Origin of the sequence: Rhodococcus sp. NPDC057014 (assembly GCF_042673295.1) — a bacterium.
In the GTDB taxonomy this organism is placed as follows: domain Bacteria; phylum Actinomycetota; class Actinomycetes; order Mycobacteriales; family Mycobacteriaceae; genus Rhodococcus_F.
On the sequence record NZ_JBHUSF010000196.1, the window covers coordinates 1 to 16,674 of the forward strand.

General features: G+C 68.5%; 13 protein-coding genes. 5 read left to right on the plus strand and 8 right to left on the minus strand.

From position 1 onward, the window contains the following. Positions 1-211: 211 nt before the first annotated feature. Positions 212-1,081 carry a 3-methyl-2-oxobutanoate hydroxymethyltransferase gene (gene panB / locus ACFTZB_RS29555; protein WP_378436777.1) on the minus strand — a complete coding sequence of 290 codons (870 nt, stop codon included), beginning with the start codon at positions 1,079-1,081 and terminating at the stop codon, positions 212-214. A 183-nt stretch (positions 1,082-1,264) separates the two neighbouring features. Between panB and ACFTZB_RS29560 the strand changes: the two genes are divergently transcribed. The 4 genes from ACFTZB_RS29560 to ACFTZB_RS29575 all read left to right on the plus strand — a co-directional run bounded on the left by ACFTZB_RS29560 (position 1,265) and on the right by ACFTZB_RS29575 (position 8,272). Beyond that, positions 1,265-2,833, plus strand: a complete 1,569-nt coding sequence (locus ACFTZB_RS29560) for an alpha/beta hydrolase (RefSeq protein WP_378436779.1) — start codon at positions 1,265-1,267, stop codon at positions 2,831-2,833. Positions 2,834-2,949: 116 nt separating this feature from the next. Further along, a complete protein-coding gene (gene glnA / locus ACFTZB_RS29565; protein ID WP_005247775.1) occupies positions 2,950-4,290 on the plus strand; it encodes a type I glutamate--ammonia ligase in 1,341 nt (446 codons plus the stop codon). A gap of 8 nt (positions 4,291-4,298) precedes the next feature. Next, complete coding sequence (locus ACFTZB_RS29570; RefSeq protein WP_378436782.1) at positions 4,299-7,313, plus strand: bifunctional [glutamine synthetase] adenylyltransferase/[glutamine synthetase]-adenylyl-L-tyrosine phosphorylase; 3,015 nt, start codon at positions 4,299-4,301, stop codon at positions 7,311-7,313. After that, on the plus strand, positions 7,310-8,272 hold the full coding sequence (locus ACFTZB_RS29575) for an endonuclease/exonuclease/phosphatase family protein (RefSeq protein ID WP_378436784.1): 963 nt from the start codon (positions 7,310-7,312) through the stop codon (positions 8,270-8,272). Before ACFTZB_RS29570 ends, ACFTZB_RS29575 begins: the two co-directional genes overlap by 4 nt. 3 nt (positions 8,273-8,275) lie before the next feature. Here the strand turns inward: ACFTZB_RS29575 and ACFTZB_RS29580 are convergent, their stop codons facing one another. The 7 genes from ACFTZB_RS29580 to glnA (ACFTZB_RS29610) form a co-directional block, all read right to left on the minus strand. Next, a complete protein-coding gene (locus ACFTZB_RS29580; RefSeq protein ID WP_378436786.1) occupies positions 8,276-9,259 on the minus strand; it encodes a glycine betaine ABC transporter substrate-binding protein in 984 nt (327 codons plus the stop codon). Further along, positions 9,259-10,032 (minus strand): ABC transporter permease, encoded by a 774-nt coding sequence (locus tag ACFTZB_RS29585; RefSeq protein WP_378436789.1) that lies wholly within the window; start codon positions 10,030-10,032, stop codon positions 9,259-9,261. The genes ACFTZB_RS29580 and ACFTZB_RS29585 overlap by 1 nt, the downstream gene beginning before the upstream one ends. Next, positions 10,029-11,255, minus strand: a complete 1,227-nt coding sequence (locus ACFTZB_RS29590) for an ATP-binding cassette domain-containing protein (RefSeq protein WP_378436792.1) — start codon at positions 11,253-11,255, stop codon at positions 10,029-10,031. The genes ACFTZB_RS29585 and ACFTZB_RS29590 overlap by 4 nt, the downstream gene beginning before the upstream one ends. Beyond that, positions 11,248-11,898 carry an ABC transporter permease gene (locus ACFTZB_RS29595; RefSeq protein ID WP_072945497.1) on the minus strand — a complete coding sequence of 217 codons (651 nt, stop codon included), beginning with the start codon at positions 11,896-11,898 and terminating at the stop codon, positions 11,248-11,250. The genes ACFTZB_RS29590 and ACFTZB_RS29595 overlap by 8 nt, the downstream gene beginning before the upstream one ends. Positions 11,899-11,997: 99 nt before the next feature. Next, positions 11,998-12,978, minus strand: a complete 981-nt coding sequence (locus ACFTZB_RS29600; RefSeq protein ID WP_378436794.1) for an antibiotic biosynthesis monooxygenase — start codon at positions 12,976-12,978, stop codon at positions 11,998-12,000. Positions 12,979-12,984: 6 nt separating this feature from the next. Further along, on the minus strand, positions 12,985-14,238 hold the full coding sequence (locus ACFTZB_RS29605) for a multidrug effflux MFS transporter (protein WP_378436797.1): 1,254 nt from the start codon (positions 14,236-14,238) through the stop codon (positions 12,985-12,987). A gap of 265 nt (positions 14,239-14,503) precedes the next feature. Next, complete coding sequence (glnA, locus tag ACFTZB_RS29610) at positions 14,504-15,940, minus strand: type I glutamate--ammonia ligase (protein WP_005247755.1); 1,437 nt, start codon at positions 15,938-15,940, stop codon at positions 14,504-14,506. Positions 15,941-16,151: 211 nt separating this feature from the next. On the opposite strand from glnA (ACFTZB_RS29610), the gene ACFTZB_RS29615 reads away from it, so the two are divergent. Then, on the plus strand, positions 16,152-16,628 hold the full coding sequence (locus ACFTZB_RS29615; protein WP_378436800.1) for an RDD family protein: 477 nt from the start codon (positions 16,152-16,154) through the stop codon (positions 16,626-16,628). The last annotated feature ends 46 nt before the right edge of the window (positions 16,629-16,674 follow it).

Below are 16,674 nucleotides of genomic sequence, written 5' to 3' on the forward strand. Positions count from 1 at the left end.
CCAAACCCCATCCGGGTTGTTCTGGTGGGCTCGGTTATGTGAAAAACAGACACGGCGGGCCCCGGCCCGGCCCCCCCCGTGACCAGCGCCGCGGCCGCCACCGCCCCGGCCGCGGCGACGACCAGGCGGTGACGACGTCCGGTGCCGAACACGCGTCGCTGTCCCATGAATCCCCCTCGAGTGTGTGCCGGCCCGGTGAGTCGAGGACGGCCTAGAAGCTGTGCTCTTCCGCCGGAAACGTTCCGGTGCGCACTTCGGCCGCGTAGGCGGCGGCCGCGTTGCGCAACTCGTCACCGACGTTACCGAAGCGCTTGACGAACTTCGCCGTCTTGCCGCTGGTGAAGCCGGCCATGTCCTGCCACACGAGGACCTGGGCGTCGCATTCGGAGCCGGCACCGATGCCCACGGTGGGGATGGTGAGCTTGCGGGTGACCTGGCCCGCGATCTCGGCGGGCACCATCTCCATGACGACGGAGAACGCGCCGGCCTCCTGCACGGCGATCGCGTCGGCGACCAACTGCTCGGACGCGTCGCCGCGGCCCTGCACGCGGAAACCGCCGAGCGAGTTGACACTCTGCGGGGTGAACCCGACGTGGGCCATGACGGGGATGCCCGCCGCGGTGATCGCGGCGATCTGCGGAGCGACGCGCTCGCCGCCCTCGAGCTTGACGGCGTGGGCCAGCCCCTCCTTCATGAACCGGGTCGCCGACGCGAGGGCCTGCTCCGGGGAGCTCTCGTAACTGCCGAACGGCAGGTCCGCGACGACGAGGGCGTGCGGCGCTCCGCGGACGACGCCGCGAACGAGGGGGAGGAGTTCGTCGATCGTGACCGGGACGGTGGTCTCGTATCCGTAGACGACGTTGGCGGCCGAGTCGCCGACGAGCAGGACCGGGATTCCGGCCTCTTCGAAGATGCGGGCGCTGGAGTAGTCGTAGGCGGTGAGCATCGACCAGCGTTCGCCCTCGGCCTTCATGGCCTGCAGGTGGTGGGTCCGGGTCTTGCGCTTGGGAACGTCGTGCGATGGTGCTGATCCGTAGAGCCGATCTTCTGACGTGCTCGCGGACGACTTGCTATCGGACATCGTTGTCCCTTTCTGGCCTCGAGGCCCTCGACGGGTCCCCGGGTGCGGGTGATGACGCCTACAGTCTGCCACCGGCTCGCGGGGGAGCGAAGGGGTCGCGCGGGTGCAATGGGTCACACCTGCGGACCGGTCTCTGACCTGCGGGAAAGCTGCTCGGTGCGGAACCCCTGGCACGATCGACCTATGTCGAAGAGTGCTCGGGTACCGGCCGCGTTCGCGGGGTGCATCGCCGTCGTCCTTGTCGTCGCAGGCTGTGCGGGGGGCGGACAGGGCACCGGTGAGGCGGTCGCCGAACCGTCGGCGGCCGAGGACGCTCCGGCCGGGCCGATCCCCGCCGGGCTCGAGGAGTTCTACACGCAGCAGGTGCAGTGGGGCTCGTGCGACGGGTTCAGCACCGACGGGTCCCCGCTCGGGGACACGCTCGAGTGCGCCGAGGTGACGGTGCCCAACGACTACGCGAATCCCGGCGGGGCGACCGCGCAGATCGCCGTCTCCCGCTCGAAGGCGACCGGCGACAAGATCGGATCGCTGCTCGTGAACCCGGGCGGCCCCGGGGCGTCGGGTATCGGGCTGGCGTCCGTGGCCGACGGCACCGCCATCGCCGAGCGGTTCGACGTCATCGGTTTCGATCCGCGCGGCGTCGGCGCGTCCACACCGCAGGTGACCTGCCTGACCCCGGCGGAAGTGGACGCGAGGCGCAAGGACGACGAAGTCGACATGAGTCCCGCCGGAATCGCACGAACCGAGGCCGAGAACCGCGACTACGCGGACAAGTGCGCGCAGCGGACCGGTGTCGACGTCCTCGCCCACGTCGGCACGAACGACGTGGTGCGCGACATGGACGTCATCCGTGCGGTGCTCGGCGACGAGAAGCTGAATTACCTCGGTTACTCGTACGGCACCCGGCTCGGCTCCACGTACGCGGAGACGTTCCCCGGCAACGTGCGCGCGATGGTCCTCGACGGCGCCCTCGACCCGGAGCAGGACCCGACGCAGGAGGTGATCCTGCAGGCCGCCGGATTCCAGTCCGCGTTCGACGCGTTCGCCGCGGAGTGCATGCAGCAGAAGGACTGTCCGCTCGGCACCGACCCGGCGCAGGCGAACGCGAGGTTCCGGGCGCTCGTCGACCCGCTGATCGGCAAGCCCGCCGCGACCACCGACCCGCGCGGACTCAGCTACACCGACGCGATCACCGGCGTCCAGCAGGCGCTGTACTCGCCGAACCTGTGGGGCCCGCTCCGCGGCGGGCTGGAGAGCCTGCAGTCGGGGACGGGTGATTCGCTGCTGATGCTGGCGGACCTGTACGAGGGGCGCGCCGACGACGGCACGTATTCCAACCTCAACGACGCGTTCAATTCCATCCGCTGCATGGACGATCCGCCCGTCACCGACCGCGCGGTCGTGGGGGAGGCGGACGTGCGGTACCGCCAGGCGGCGCCGTTCCTCGACGACGGTCGCGGCACCGGCAACGCGCCGCTGGACGTGTGCGCGTTCTGGCCTGCGCCGAACACGGGCGCGCCGCACACCGTGTCCGCGCCGGGAATCCCGCCGGTCGTCGTCGTGTCGACGACCGAGGACCCGGCGACGCCGTACCAGGCGGGTGTGGATCTGGCGAAGCAGATGAACGGCTCGCTCGTCTCGTACCGGGGCACCCAGCACACCGTCGTCCTCGACGGCGAGGCGTGTGTCGACGACGCCGTCACGGACTATCTCGTCGACCTCGCGGCGCCGCCCGCCGACCTGATGTGCTGACCCGCGCCTGTGACGGGATCGGCCGACGTGCCCGCACGCTGGCCCGATGCGGAATCCGGAACAGTCGAATCAACGAAGTAACACAGATTTAACGAACTTTGCTTACTCTCGCGGACATGGATCGCCAAAAGGAATTCGTGCTTCGCACCCTCGAAGAGCGCGACATTCGGTTCGTCCGATTGTGGTTCACGGACGTTCTCGGATACCTGAAATCGGTGGCGATCGCCCCCGCGGAACTGGAAGGTGCCTTCGAGGAAGGCATCGGCTTCGACGGATCCGCGATCGAGGGCTTCTCCCGGGTGTCCGAGGCGGACACGGTCGCGAAGCCGGACGCCTCCACCTTCCAGGTGCTGCCGTGGAGTTCGAGCAAGGGGCATCAGCACTCCGCCCGCATGTTCTGCGACATCGCCATGCCCGACGGTTCGCCGTCCTGGGCCGATTCGCGGCACGTGCTGCGCCGCCAGCTGAACAAGGCCAGCGATCTGGGTTTCAGCTGCTACGTGCACCCCGAGATCGAGTTCTTCCTGCTCGAGAACGGGCCGATCGACGGCACCCCGCCGAAGCCCGCCGACTCCGGCGGCTACTTCGACCAGGCCGTGCACGACTCCGCCCCCAACTTCCGCCGCCACGCGATCGACGCGCTGGAGTCGATGGGCATCTCCGTCGAGTTCAGCCACCACGAAGCGGCTCCCGGCCAGCAGGAGATCGACCTGCGGTACGCGGACGCCCTGTCGATGGCCGACAACGTGATGACGTTCCGGTACGTCGTCAAGGAGGTCGCGATCGCCGAGGGCGTGCGTGCCACGTTCATGCCCAAGCCGTTCAGCGATCAGGCCGGCTCGGCGATGCACACCCACATGAGCCTGTTCGAGGGCGACACCAACGCCTTCCACAACCCGGACGATCCGATGCAGCTGTCGGAGACCGGCAAGGCGTTCATCGCCGGCATCCTCGAGCACGCCAACGAGATCAGCGCCGTCACCAACCAGTGGGTGAACTCCTACAAGCGCCTGATCCACGGCGGCGAGGCCCCGACCGCGGCGTCCTGGGGTCCGTCCAACCGGTCGGCGCTGGTCCGCGTCCCGATGTACACGCCGAACAAGGCGTCGTCGCGCCGCGTCGAGATCCGTAGCCCAGACTCGGCCTGCAACCCGTACCTGACGTTCGCGGTGCTCCTCGCCGCCGGTCTGCGCGGAATCGAGAAGGGCTACGAACTGCCTCCCGAGGCAGAGGACGACGTGTGGGCGCTGACGTCGGCCGAGCGCCGCGCCATGGGTTACCGGGAGCTGCCCGGCAACCTCGACGGCGCACTGCGCGAGATGGAGAAGTCGGAGCTGGTGGCGGAAGCCCTCGGCGAGCACGTGTTCGACTTCTTCCTGCGCAACAAGCGGCGTGAGTGGGAGGAGTACCGGAGCCACGTGACGCCGTTCGAACTCAAGACGTATCTGGGGTTGTGAGCAAGAGCATGGTGAAGCCTCCGGCAGCGCGTTCTGCCGTTCCCGGTCCGGGTCGTCTGGGTCTCGTCGAGCCGACCGCTCCGTCCGAACTCCGCGAGCTGGGCTGGGTCGGTGAGGACAGCATCGAACTGCTGTGGTCGCTGTCGCGGGCCGCGAACGCCGACCTCGCCCTCCGCACACTGGTGCGCCTCAAGGACGGGCTCGGTGAGAGCTGGGCCGAACTCGATACGGCACTGCGCACCGACAAGGGCCTGCGCGGCCGGTTGTTCGGGTTGTTCGGTGCGTCCAGTGCGTTCGGCGACCACCTGGTCGCGGATCCCGCGTCCTGGAAGATTCTCGCCGGCGACGTCCGCCTGCCGTCGAAGGACGAGGCGACCGCCACCATGATGGCCGCGGTCGGCGCCGAACCCGAGGAGGGCGCCCACCCGGACGCCCGCCTGTACCGGGCGAAGGTCACCGGCCCCGATGCCATCGCGGCGCTGCGCAAGACGTACCGCGACGAACTGATGCTGCTCGCCGCCGTCGACCTCGCGGCGACCGTCGAGAACGAACCGGTACTGCCGTACCAGACCGTCGGGCATCAGCTGTCCGATCTGGCCGATGCGGCACTGGACGCCGCCCTCGCGGTGGCCGTCGCGGCCGTCTGCCCGGACGCCCCGTGCCCCGTGCGGCTGGCCGTCATCGCCATGGGCAAGTGCGGTGCCCGCGAACTCAATTACGTCAGCGACGTCGACGTGGTCTTCGTCGCCGAACCCGCCGACGCGATCGCCAGCCGCATCGCCGGCGAGATGATGCGCATCGGGTCCTCGGCCTTCTTCGACGTGGACGCCGCACTGCGGCCGGAGGGCAAGCGCGGGGAACTCGTCCGCACCCTCGAGTCGCACGTCGCGTACTACAAGCGGTGGGCCAAGACCTGGGAGTTCCAGGCCCTGCTCAAGGCCCGCCCGATGATCGGCGACGTCGCCCTCGGACAGCAGTATGCCGACGCCCTCAACCCGATGGTGTGGACCGCCTCGGAGCGTGAGGACTTCGTTCCCGAGGTGCAGGCGATGCGCCGCCGGGTGGAGGAGATGGTTCCGGCGGAACTGCGCGAGCGGGAACTGAAACTGGGTCGCGGCAGTCTGCGCGACGTCGAGTTCGCCGTCCAGCTCCTGCAGCTCGTGCACGGGCGCGCCGACGAGGCGCTGCACGTCCAGAGCACCATCGACGCGCTGACCGCACTCGCCGCCCGTGGCTACGTCGGCCGCGACGACGCCGCCAATCTGGCGGCGTCCTACGAGTTCCTGCGGCTGCTCGAGCACCGGCTGCAGTTGCAGAAGCTGCGCCGCACGCACACCCTGCCACCCGCCGAGGACGAGGAAGCGCTGCGCTGGCTGGCCCGGGCCGCGCACATGCGTCCCGACGGCAGCAAGGACGCGCTCGGCGTCCTCAACGCGGAGATCAAACGCAACGCGCACCGGGTGCGGCGCCTGCACGCCAAACTGTTCTACCGGCCGCTGCTCGAATCGGTGGCGCGCATCGACAAGGAAGCGCTGCGGCTGAGCCCGGACGCGGCCATCCGCCAGCTGGCGGCGCTGGGCTACACGGCCCCCGAGAACGCGCTCGGCCACCTCACCGCACTCACCAGCGGCGCGTCCCGCAAGGGCCGCATCCAGGCGCTGCTGCTGCCGACCCTGCTCGAATCGCTCGCCGACACACCGGATCCCGATGCGGGCCTGCTCGCGTACCGGCGGCTGTCGGACGCGATGACCGATCAGACCTGGTTCCTCCGGTTGCTGCGCGACGAGGCCTCGGTCGCCGAGCGGCTGATGACTGTGCTCGGATCCTCGGCCTACGTTCCCGATCTGCTGATCAAGGCACCGGACGTGGTGCGGCTGTTCGCCGATTCACCGGCCGGACCGCGACTGCTGGAGTCGAAGCCGGAGGACGTCGCCCGCGGCATCCTGACGGCGTCCGCACGCCACGACGACCCGGCCCGCGCGATCGCGGCGGCGCGCTCCCTGCGCCGCTACGAGCTGGCCCGGATCGCGTCCGCGGACATCCTCGGCATGCTCGACGTGCCGGGCGTGTGCAAGGCGCTGTCGTCCGTGTGGGCGGCCGTGCTCAACGCCGCCCTCGCCGCCGTCGTCAAGGCGAGCGAGAAGGAACTCGGCACACCCGCTCCCGCGACGTTCACCGTGATCGGCATGGGCCGGCTCGGCGGCGGTGAACTCGGCTACGGTTCGGACGCAGACGTCCTGTTCGTGTGCGAGCCGCGCGAGGGGATCGACGAGACCGTCGCCGTCAAGTGGGCCAACAGCATCGGCGACAAGGTGCGGACCCTGCTCGGCGCGCCGAGCACCGATCCGCCGCTCGAGGTGGACACCGGCCTGCGGCCGGAGGGGCGCAGCGGCCCGATGGTGCGCACGCTGGCGTCCTACGAGGCCTACTACGCGCAGTGGGCGCAGGCCTGGGAGATCCAGGCGCTGCTGCGCGCCCATCACGTCGCCGGCGACGCCGACCTGGGTCTGCGCTTCCTGCACATGATCGACAAGACCCGCTACCCGGAGGGCGGGGTGTCGGAGCAGGCGGTCCGCGAGATCCGGCGCATCAAGGCGCGCGTCGACTCCGAGCGGCTGCCCCGCGGCGCCGACCCCGCGACCCACACCAAGCTCGGGCGCGGCGGTCTCGCCGACATCGAATGGACCGTGCAGCTGATCCAGCTGCGGCACGCCCACGAGATCGAGTCGCTGCACAACACGTCGACCCTCGAGACACTCGACGCGATCGGTGCCGCCGAGTTGCTCAGCGAATCCGACGTCGAACTGCTGCGCGACGCGTGGATCACGGCGACGAAGGCCCGCAACTGCCTCGTCCTCGTCCGCGGCAAGGCCACCGATCAGCTGCCCGGGTCGGGACGCGTCCTGTCCGCGGTCGCGCAGATCGCCGGCTGGGGCGGCGGCGACGCCGGCGAGTTCCTCGACAATTATCTGCGGGTGACCCGGCGAGCCAAGGCCGTGGTGGAGAGAGTCTTCGGGGAGTGATCGCCACCTGGGGGGTGCGAGCACTGATCGCCCTCGGGTGGCTCGCAGTGCTCGTCGGCGTGTTCGGTGTGGCACTGCGTTTCCTCGACGTCCAGAATCAGCGTCTGCTCGTGCTGGCGTCCGCGGCGCCGTACCTGATGGCGGCCGCCGCGGTCGGGGTGCTGCTGCTGGGAATCACCCGGCACTGGATCGGGTTCGGGGTCGCACTGACCGTGGCCGCGGTGGCCACCCTGTCGCAGGGCCCGCTGTACGTGGCGAATTCGGCGTCGGCGTCCGGGCCGGAACTGACCGTGATGCAGGCCAACATCTGGCTCGGCAACGCGGACGCAGACTCCCTCGTCCGGCAGATCCGGGACCGCGACGTCGACGTGCTCACCGTCAACGAGCTGACCCCGGACGCCGTCGACCGGCTGGGGGCCGCAGGTATCGCATCGACCCTGCCGTACTCGTTCCTCATGCCCGGCGGCGGCGGTGAGGGAACCGGGATCTGGAGCCGGTACCCACTGACCGACAAGGTCCACCACTCGGAGTTCGTGCTGTCCGCGCTGTCGGCCAGGGTGGAACTCCCGGACGGGGCGAGCACGGCACTGTACGCGTTCCACCCCGTCCCGCCGTGGCCGTCGGATCCGTCGCTGTGGTCACGCGAAATGGACCGCATCAAAGCCATTCTCGACGCCGTCCCCGCCGACTCGGGACCGGTGATCGTCAGCGGCGACTTCAACTCCACCCGCGACCACGTGAAGTACCGCAACCTCGTGACCGGCCGCTACCGCGACGCCGCCGACCAGGTCGGTGCCGGAATTCAGAACACGTATCCCGCGGACCGGCAGCCGCTGCCACCGGTGATCGCGATCGATCACATCGTCACGAGCGACGCGCAGGCGCAGTCCGTCGAATCGGTGGTGCTGACGGGTTCGGATCACCGGGGCCTCGTCGCGAGGATCACCCTCGGCGGCTGACCGTCACGGGAGCGTGACGAATCCCTTCTGCACCAGCCAGTCCCGGGCAACGTCCGCCGGTTCCTCGCCCTCCACGTCGACCCGCCGGTTCAGCTCGGTGATCTCCTCGTTGGTCAGGGCCGCGGAGATCGGGGCCATCACCTCCGCCACCTGCGGGTGCGCCTCGGCGAAGTCCTTGCGCATGGTGATCGCCGGGTTGTACTTCGGGAAGAACTGGCGATCGTCTTCCAGCAGCACCAGATCGAGCGCGATGATCCGTCCGTCCGTCGTGAACACCTCACCGAACTTGCACTGCGTTCCGTCCGCGGTGGCCTGATAGATGATGCCGGTCTGCAGGATCTGGCGGTTCGCGCGGGCCGGATCGAAGCCGTACTTGGCGGCCATACCCGGGAACCCGTCCTGGCGGACGTTGAACTCGGTCTCCACGCACGTCGTCGCCGCGGCGGGGTCGCGGTTCACCAGGTCCGCGTACTCCGACAACGTGGTGATCCCGGTCTCCTCGGCGGTCTGCCTGCTCATCGCGAGCGCGTACGTGTTGTTCATCGGGGCGGGATCCACCCACACCATGCCGTTGCGTTCGAGGTCCTCGTCGCGGACCGCCTCGAACTGTTCGGTCGGGTCGGGGATCGGAATCTCGTTGCCGAGGTAGTTGATCCAGCCGGTGCCGGTGTACTCGTAGGTGACGTCGATCTGACCGTCCAACTGGGCGTCCCGCGTGCTGTTGGACCCCTGGATGTTGGTGAGGTCGCGCACGTCGGCGCCTGCGGCGCTGAGCGCGAATTCGATGATGTACCCGAGGGTGACCTGCTCGGTGAAGTCCTTGGACCCGACGGTGATCGGGACGCCCTCCAGTTCGGGCACGGGCTGGATGCTGCCCGGTTCCACCGACAGCGGCAGGGCGCCTCCGGATTCGAGGCCGCAGGACACTGCGAGGACCCCGCAGAACGTCATGGCCGCCGCGGCGATCGCCTTCCGCAGGACGTTCATCAGCGCAGCCCCTTCGGGCCGAGGAACTCCTCGGCGAGGGCGCCGCACCAGTCGACGAGCAGCGCCAGCGCGACCGCGAGCACCGCTCCCACGACCAGAGTGACGTTGTCGCGCAACTTGTATCCGGTGTCGATGAGGATGCCGAGGCCGCCGGCGCTGACGAGGAAACTGAGCGTCGCGGTGCCCACTGCGAGGACCAGCGACGTGCGCAGTCCCGCGAGGATGTACGGGACGGCGAGCGGGAACTCGACCTTGCGCAGCACGAGACCGGCCGTCATGCCCTGCCCCCGCCCGGCGTCGATGACCGCGGGATTGACCTCCTGCAGACCCAGGATCGTGTTCCGCAGCACGGGCAGGAGGGAGTAGAACGCGATCGGGAGCACCCCGATCCAGAATCCGGTGGTCCCCGTCGCGAGGAACAGCAGCACGAGCAGTCCGATGGCGGGCGCGGCCTGCCCGATGTTGGCGATGCCGACGAAGACCGGTGCCAGCTTGGTGAACCCGGGCCGGGTGAGCAGGATCCCGAGCGGGACGGCGACGATGACGACGATCACCACCACGACGACGGTGATCAGCACGTGCTGCCACGTCAGGGTCGCGATGTTCGCGGCGTTGAGACTGCCCTTCTGCGTGGCGGTCAGGTCTCGGCTGAACGCCCAGCCGAGCACACCCACCACCAGGAACAGGACGAGGATCGGCTGGACCAGCAGGCGGGCCCGCTCCGAACGCCGGGCGGCCGGAGCGGTGGGCTTCGCGGTCACGGCGGCCGTCATGACGGTGTCCCGCCCTCACTCGCCCCGTTCTGCTCCGGCTCGCCGGCCTCGTCGTCGTGCGCATGTTCCTCACGCATCGCGGACAGGTGCGCCACCAGCGTGTCGATCGTGATGAGGCCGCGGTACTCGCCGTGCCGGCCGGTGACGATCGTCGACGCGCTGCTCTCCGCCAGCAGTGCCTCGAGGGCGTCCTGCAGCGTCGACTGGGTGGACATCACTTCGTCGATCGGGTCGCCGAGGCCGTGCAGCGAGGTGGCGGTGGCCAGATGGTGCAGCGACACCCAGCGGATCGGCCGGTCCCGCGCGTCGAGGACGATGCCCCACTTGATCTTGCGGGGGGAGATCGCCGCCCGCAGATCGTCCACCGAGCCGTCCTCGTACGCGGTCGGGCAATCGAGGAGTTCGACCTCTGCCACCCGGGTGAGCGTCAGCTGTTTCAGTGACGCGTCGGCGCCGATGAAGCCGGCCACCATGTCGTTGGCGGGATGCGCGAGGATCGCCTCCGGAGTGTCGTACTGCATGATGTGCGACTGGTTGCCCAGCACCGCGATGCGATCGCCCAACTTCACCGCCTCGTTGAAATCGTGCGTCACGAACACGATCGTCTTGCCGAGATCGGATTGCAGCCGCATCAACTCGTCCTGCAGCAGCCCGCGCGTGATCGGGTCGACCGCGCCGAACGGCTCGTCCATCAGCAGCACCGGCGGATCGGCTGCCAATGCCCGTGCCACGCCCACCCGCTGCTGCTGACCGCCCGACAACTGGCGGGGGTAGCGCTCGCGATAGAGGTCCGGTTCGAGTCCGACGAGGTCGAGCATCTCGTCGGTGCGGTCGGCGATCTTCTTCTTGTCCCAGCCGATGAGGCCGGGAACGGTGCCGACGTTCTTGGCGATGGTCAGATGCGGGAACAGCCCGGCCTGCTGAATTGAGTAGCCGATGCCGCGCCGCAGCTTGTCGGGGTCGATGGACAGGGCGTCCTTGCCGCCGATCGTGATCTTGCCCGACGTCGGTTCGATGAGCCGGTTGATCATCCGCATCGTGGTGGTCTTCCCGCAGCCGGACGGCCCGACGAGGACCACGATCTCCCCGGCGGGGATGCGCATCGACACGTTGTCGACCGCCGCCTTCTCCTGGCCGGGATAACTCTTGACGACGTCCTCGAGGACGATGTCGACGCCCGAGACCGTGCTGCCGTTGGTGTGAGGTGTATCGAGATCAGTCACGGATCCCCCTGGAGGTGGTGAGTCGGCCGACGACGGCGAGGACGCCGTCGAGTACGAGGGCGAGGATCACGATGAGCACGGTCCCCGTCAGGGCCTGCGGGATCGCTGTCGGGCTGCCGACGCGGGACAGTCCCGAGAAGATGAGGTTGCCGAGCCCGGGGCCCTTGGCGTAGGCGGCGATCGCGAGGATGCCCATCAGCATCTGCGTGCTCACCCGCATGCCCGTCAGGATCGACGGCCACGCGAGGGGAAGTTCGATTCTGCTCAGCACCGTCGTGCGGCTCATCCCCACACCGCGGGCGGCGTCGGTGACGGCGGGGTCGACGGACGCGAGTCCGAGGATGGTGTTCCGGATGATCGGCAGCAGCGCGTACAGCACCAGGGCCGTCACGGTGGGGGCCACACCGAGCCCGAGGATCGGGATGAGCAGGCCGAGCAGCGCGAACGACGGGATGGTGAGGATCGTGCCTGCCAGTGCGGTCGCGATCGCGGACCCGGCCGGGCTCCGGTACACCAGGATCCCGATCGCCACCGCGACGATGGTGGCGATGACCACCGACTGCACGACGGCACTGACGTGCAGGAGCGAATCCGTGAGAAGTTGCTGTTTCCTGGCGGAGACGAAGTCCCACAGTTGCTGCATGTCCAACCGCGCACACCTTTCTCCAGATGTGAAAACAGACCTCGGTCCTTCACAGTGCTATGTACCCGGACATCGCGCAGGTGAATCGGGAAACTCGCGTCAGGTCGTGGGGATCATGAACAGCAGGGTGCACACGCCGATCGAGATCGCGAACAGCACGACCATGACGGCGTAGCCCAGGTTCCTCCTACGGGTGGGTATCGCCGGGTCCATCCACCACCCGAACGCCTTGAACGCCGCGGGTACCGCCCACCACCCGAGGATCTGGGTGGTGACCAGGTTCCCGATGAACAGGGCGACGGCGATCGGCACACCGTGCGCCTCGATGAACGGTGCGCTGAAGAAATGTCCCCAGATCACGACCAGCGGGTACAGCACCAGCAACGCCAGCAGGTTGCTGCGGGCGACGGGCACCGGGGGCACTTCGTCGCCGCCCGTGCCGCGGAACCAGAAGTCGAAACCGTAACTCGCTTTGCGGATCCGGAGATTCCGGTTGAACTTCTCGCCCTCCTTCAGAAGGGCGGCCCGCTCCGGTGAATCCATCCACGACCCCAGGTTGTCCTCGGTGTCGAAGCTGAGCACGATCGTCCAGTCCTCGGTGATTCCCTGCACCGGCCGCTCGACCTTGTGCCCCCGGAAGCCGCGGAACCCTGCCTCGGCGGCAGAGATCTTCCGCTGCCAGTCCATGAACGCCGACTCGTCCGAGGGGTCGACGTGGCAGGAGATGACCACCGACGTCGCCGACTGCTCCCGGGTCTGCTCACCGGTGAGCAGGTGAACGTCCTCGTTGCCGATGAAGGCGTGCTTGATCTCCGCCACCAGTTCCGTCCGCAGGTCGCTGTCGAGCCACGCCCGGGCGTCCTCGAGAGTGGCGAACCGCAGCACGTCCACCCAGTCGTCCTGTACGGGCGGCGACGGCGGCACGATGTCCTGGTCGATGAAACCGGGAACCGTCGCGAGGGCGTCCGCCGCGCGTTTCTGCCACAGCGAGTATTCGGCGTAGCGGGCGTCGTCGATCCGGCGTTGAAAGATCACCGACACCGGGGATGCGGCTGGGCTGTGCTGGCTCGGGTGCGGCACGTGAGATCACCTCCGGTCGGTTCGTGGTGCGGGCGCCTCGGCGGGGGAACTGTCCGGCCGCCGCGCGGATGTGGTGAGCAGGAGCAGAATTCCGGCGCCGGCGCCGAGAGCGAGGTAGAGCCAGCCGAGCGGTGCCTGGCTGTTCTCCGGCAGCACGCCCGCGACGGCCATCGCCGCGCTGACGACGAGATAGCAGGCTGCGGTGACGACGCCGCCGATCAGCCCGAGATTTCGGGTGAACAGCCCGAGTGCCAGCCCGTACATCTGCGGGCAGAGCACGCCGCATCCGGCGAGTGCGAGGCAGGCGCCGATCGTGATGGCCGGTGCGGTGACGACGGACATCCCGGCCGTGACGGCCAGTATCAGCGCACCGAGCACGAACACCCACCAGGCGCCGAAGGCGAGGCGGCGGGTGCCGACCCGGACGGCGAGTGCGCTGCAGGCGAGTTCGCCGAGAAGGTTGGCGCCGCCCACGACGAGCGCCACCGCGCCGTACGCGGCGGGGGAGAAGCCGAGGATCTCCTGGTACAGGAAGGGCGCGACGACGCCGAACACCATCTGGGCGGACGCCATCAGCCCGAACACGAGGACGAAGCCCACGAAGATGCGGTGGCGGAGCGCGGCTCGCAGAACCTGCGCAGCCGCGGTGGCGTCGACCGGTGACCGCGACTCCTTCGGCAGCGTCTCCGGCAGTCCCGCGAGAACGAGGGGAACGGCGAGCGCCGCCAGAAGCGCGATCAGCCCGAACACCAGGCGCCACGACATGAACTGCACGAGCACACCGCCGACGGCGGGTGCGAGGACCGGGGCCAGCCCCCACGCCGCCCCGAGGAGACCCGACACGGACGTGAGCCGGGCGCCGCGGTAGCAGTCGGCGGCGATCGCGTACGCGAGGACGAGGCACGCACACCCCCCGACGCCCTGCACGAATCTCAGCCCGAGCAGGACCGTGATGTTCTGCACGAGTGCGCATCCCACACTGGTGACGACGAGGATCGCCAGGCACGTCAGCAGAGTTCGTTTGCGCCCCACCGCATCCGCGATCAGGCCGACCGGGATGAACGCCAGACTCATGCCCAGCATGTACGCCGTCACCGTGTTCTGCACGACGGCCGCGGACGAGTCCAGGTCGAGCACCATCTGCGGCAGCGCCGGGGTGTAGATGTCGAGCGGGATCTGGCTGAGCGGAATCACCAGCAGCAGGATGACCACGACACGGCGCGGCACCGGGACGCCGGTCGGCGTCGTGGGCACTGACATCCCGCACCACCTGCTTCTCGACCCATGGGGGATGGAGAACGGAGCAAGTTTCCCGAAAGTCTTCACGTGAACGTTCCGCAACGGTCCGTGCGGTCGGTTCCCTGGATCATACGACTGCGGACTGCCGCGCCGCGCCGGTTCGTGCGCCCGCAGCCGGGGGCGCCCGCGACGCAAACGAGCCCACCCATGTCGCCGGCTGCAACAGCCGGCGCCACGGATGGGCTCGTCAGGACGTACCGGCCCGCATGTCGGCGGGCATCACGACTTACACGTCGTAGTACAGCTGGAACTCGTAGGGGTGCGGACGCAGGTTGACCGGAGCGATCTCCTGCTCACGCTTGAGCGAGATCCACGTCTCGATCAGGTCGGACGTGAACACGCCACCCTCGGTGAGGTAGTCGTGGTCCGCCTCGAGGCGGTCGATGACGGCCGACAGGCTGGTGGGGGCCTGCGGGATGTTGCGGGCCTCCTCCGGCGGGAGCTCGTAGAGGTCCTTGTCGACGGGAGCCTGCGGCTCGATCTTGTTCTTGATGCCGTCCAGGCCGGCCATCATCTGCGCCGCGAAGTTCAGGTAGGGGTTACCCGAGGAGTCGGGGGCGCGGAACTCGAGGCGCTTGGCCTTCGGGTTGTTGCCGGTGATCGGGATACGCACGGCCGCCGAGCGGTTCCGCTGGCTGTACACCAGGTTGATGGGGGCTTCGTAGCCCGGCACCAGGCGGTGGTACGAGTTGATCGTCGGGTTGGTGAACGCCAGCAGCGACGGCGCGTGGTGCAGGATGCCGCCGATGTAGTGGCGCGCCATGTCGGACAGGCCCGCGTAGCCGGCCTCGTCGTGGAACAGCGGCTTGCCGTCCTTCCACAGCGACTGGTGGACGTGCATGCCCGAACCGTTGTCGCCGAACAGCGGCTTCGGCATGAAGGTGGCCGACTTGCCGTGCTGCCAGGCGGTGTTCTTCACGATGTACTTGAACAGCTGCAGGTCGTCAGCGGCCGCGAGCAGCGTGTTGAACTTGTAGTTGATCTCCTGCTGGCCGCCGGTGCCCACCTCGTGGTGGCCGCGCTCGAGCTCGAAGCCCGCGTTCTGCAGGTTGGTGGAGATTTCGTCGCGCAGGTCGACGTAGTGGTCGTACGGAGCGACGGGGAAGTAGCCACCCTTGGGGCGGACCTTGTAGCCCAGGTTGGGGCTGCCGTCGGCGTTCACGTCGTTGCCGGTGTTCCAGGAACCCGAGATGGAGTCGAGCTCGTAGAACGCGCCGTTGATGCCGGAGTCGTAGCGGACCGAGTCGAAGATGTAGAACTCGGCCTCGGCGCCGAAGAAGGCGGTGTCGGCGATGCCGGTCGACTTCAGGTACTCCTCGGCCTTGCGCGCGACGTTACGCGGGTCGCGGCTGTAGGACTCGCGCGTGAACGGGTCGTGCACGAAGAAGTTGATGTTCAGCGTCTTGGCGGCGCGGAAGGGGTCGATCTGGGCGGTGGCGACGTCGGGGAGGAGCATCATGTCGGACTCGTGGATCGACTGGAAGCCGCGGACGGACGAACCGTCGAACGCGAGGCCGTCCTCGAACACGTCCTGGTTGAACGCGGACGCGGGGATCGAGAAGTGCTGCTGCACGCCCGGCAGGTCGCTGAACCGGATGTCGACGTACTCGACGTTCTCGTCCTTGATGAACTTGATGACCTCTTCGGCCGTGGTGAACGCCACGCTTGTGCTCCTTAAGTCGCTTCAGCCAAGTGGATATTGGCGAAATTCGTCGAGCCGACGGTATGGACTTGGTGTTGCCCGCCGGTCAACCTTTTGTTTCGCCCGTGTTACACGTCGAATCGTCCTGGGCTTTTGCACCGGCTGTGACTGCGCACACAGCCCCACGCTCCGGTGTGAGGCCCTCGGAGAGACGACGCCTATCCTGGACAGCATGGCACGTATCACCGGTTCATGGCTCTCCGGACCTTCGGCGGCACTGCCGAACGGCGCCGACGAGACGACGCAGTCCTTCCGGGGCGAACGCCTCGGGTTGCAGGCGGAAGGACCCGGTTCACTCGCGAGCACGGGACGCCGTCTCGCCGCCCTGATGATCGACTGGGTGTCGTCGGCGGGCGTCGCGGCACTGATCATCGGCGACAACTTCTTCGACGGTCCGTTCTCCACGATCACACTGCTGGTCTGGTTCGTCGTCGGTGTCGCCACGGTGACGCTGTTCTCCTTCACTCCGGGGCAGTTGTTCCTCGGCATGCAGGTGGCGCGCGTGGACGGCCCCGCCCGCGTCGGCTTCGTGCGGGCCCTGGTGCGTCAGGCGCTGCTCGTGTTCGTCGTGCCCGGCACCATCACGGACATCGACGGTCGCGGCATGCAGGACCGCGCCACCGGCACCGCGCTGATTCGCACGCGCTGACCCCAGACCAAGCCGGTCAAGCCGATCGCCATCAAGGGTGCGCAGG

Excerpts from the sequence above, each read along its gene's own strand:
- panB (WP_378436777.1), bottom strand. The coding sequence starts at position 1,081 with ATGTCCGATAGCAAGTCGTCCGCGAGCACGTCAGAAGATCGGCTCTAC.
- ACFTZB_RS29595 (WP_072945497.1), bottom strand. The coding sequence starts at position 11,898 with ATGCAGCAACTGTGGGACTTCGTCTCCGCCAGGAAACAGCAACTTCTC.
- ACFTZB_RS29560 (WP_378436779.1), top strand. The coding sequence starts at position 1,265 with ATGTCGAAGAGTGCTCGGGTACCGGCCGCGTTCGCGGGGTGCATCGCC.
- ACFTZB_RS29585 (WP_378436789.1), bottom strand. The coding sequence starts at position 10,032 with ATGACGGCCGCCGTGACCGCGAAGCCCACCGCTCCGGCCGCCCGGCGT.
- ACFTZB_RS29605 (WP_378436797.1), bottom strand. The coding sequence starts at position 14,238 with ATGTCAGTGCCCACGACGCCGACCGGCGTCCCGGTGCCGCGCCGTGTC.
- ACFTZB_RS29580 (WP_378436786.1), bottom strand. The coding sequence starts at position 9,259 with ATGAACGTCCTGCGGAAGGCGATCGCCGCGGCGGCCATGACGTTCTGC.
- glnA (WP_005247775.1), top strand. The coding sequence starts at position 2,950 with ATGGATCGCCAAAAGGAATTCGTGCTTCGCACCCTCGAAGAGCGCGAC.
- ACFTZB_RS29615 (WP_378436800.1), top strand. The coding sequence starts at position 16,152 with ATGGCACGTATCACCGGTTCATGGCTCTCCGGACCTTCGGCGGCACTG.
- ACFTZB_RS29570 (WP_378436782.1), top strand. The coding sequence starts at position 4,299 with ATGGTGAAGCCTCCGGCAGCGCGTTCTGCCGTTCCCGGTCCGGGTCGT.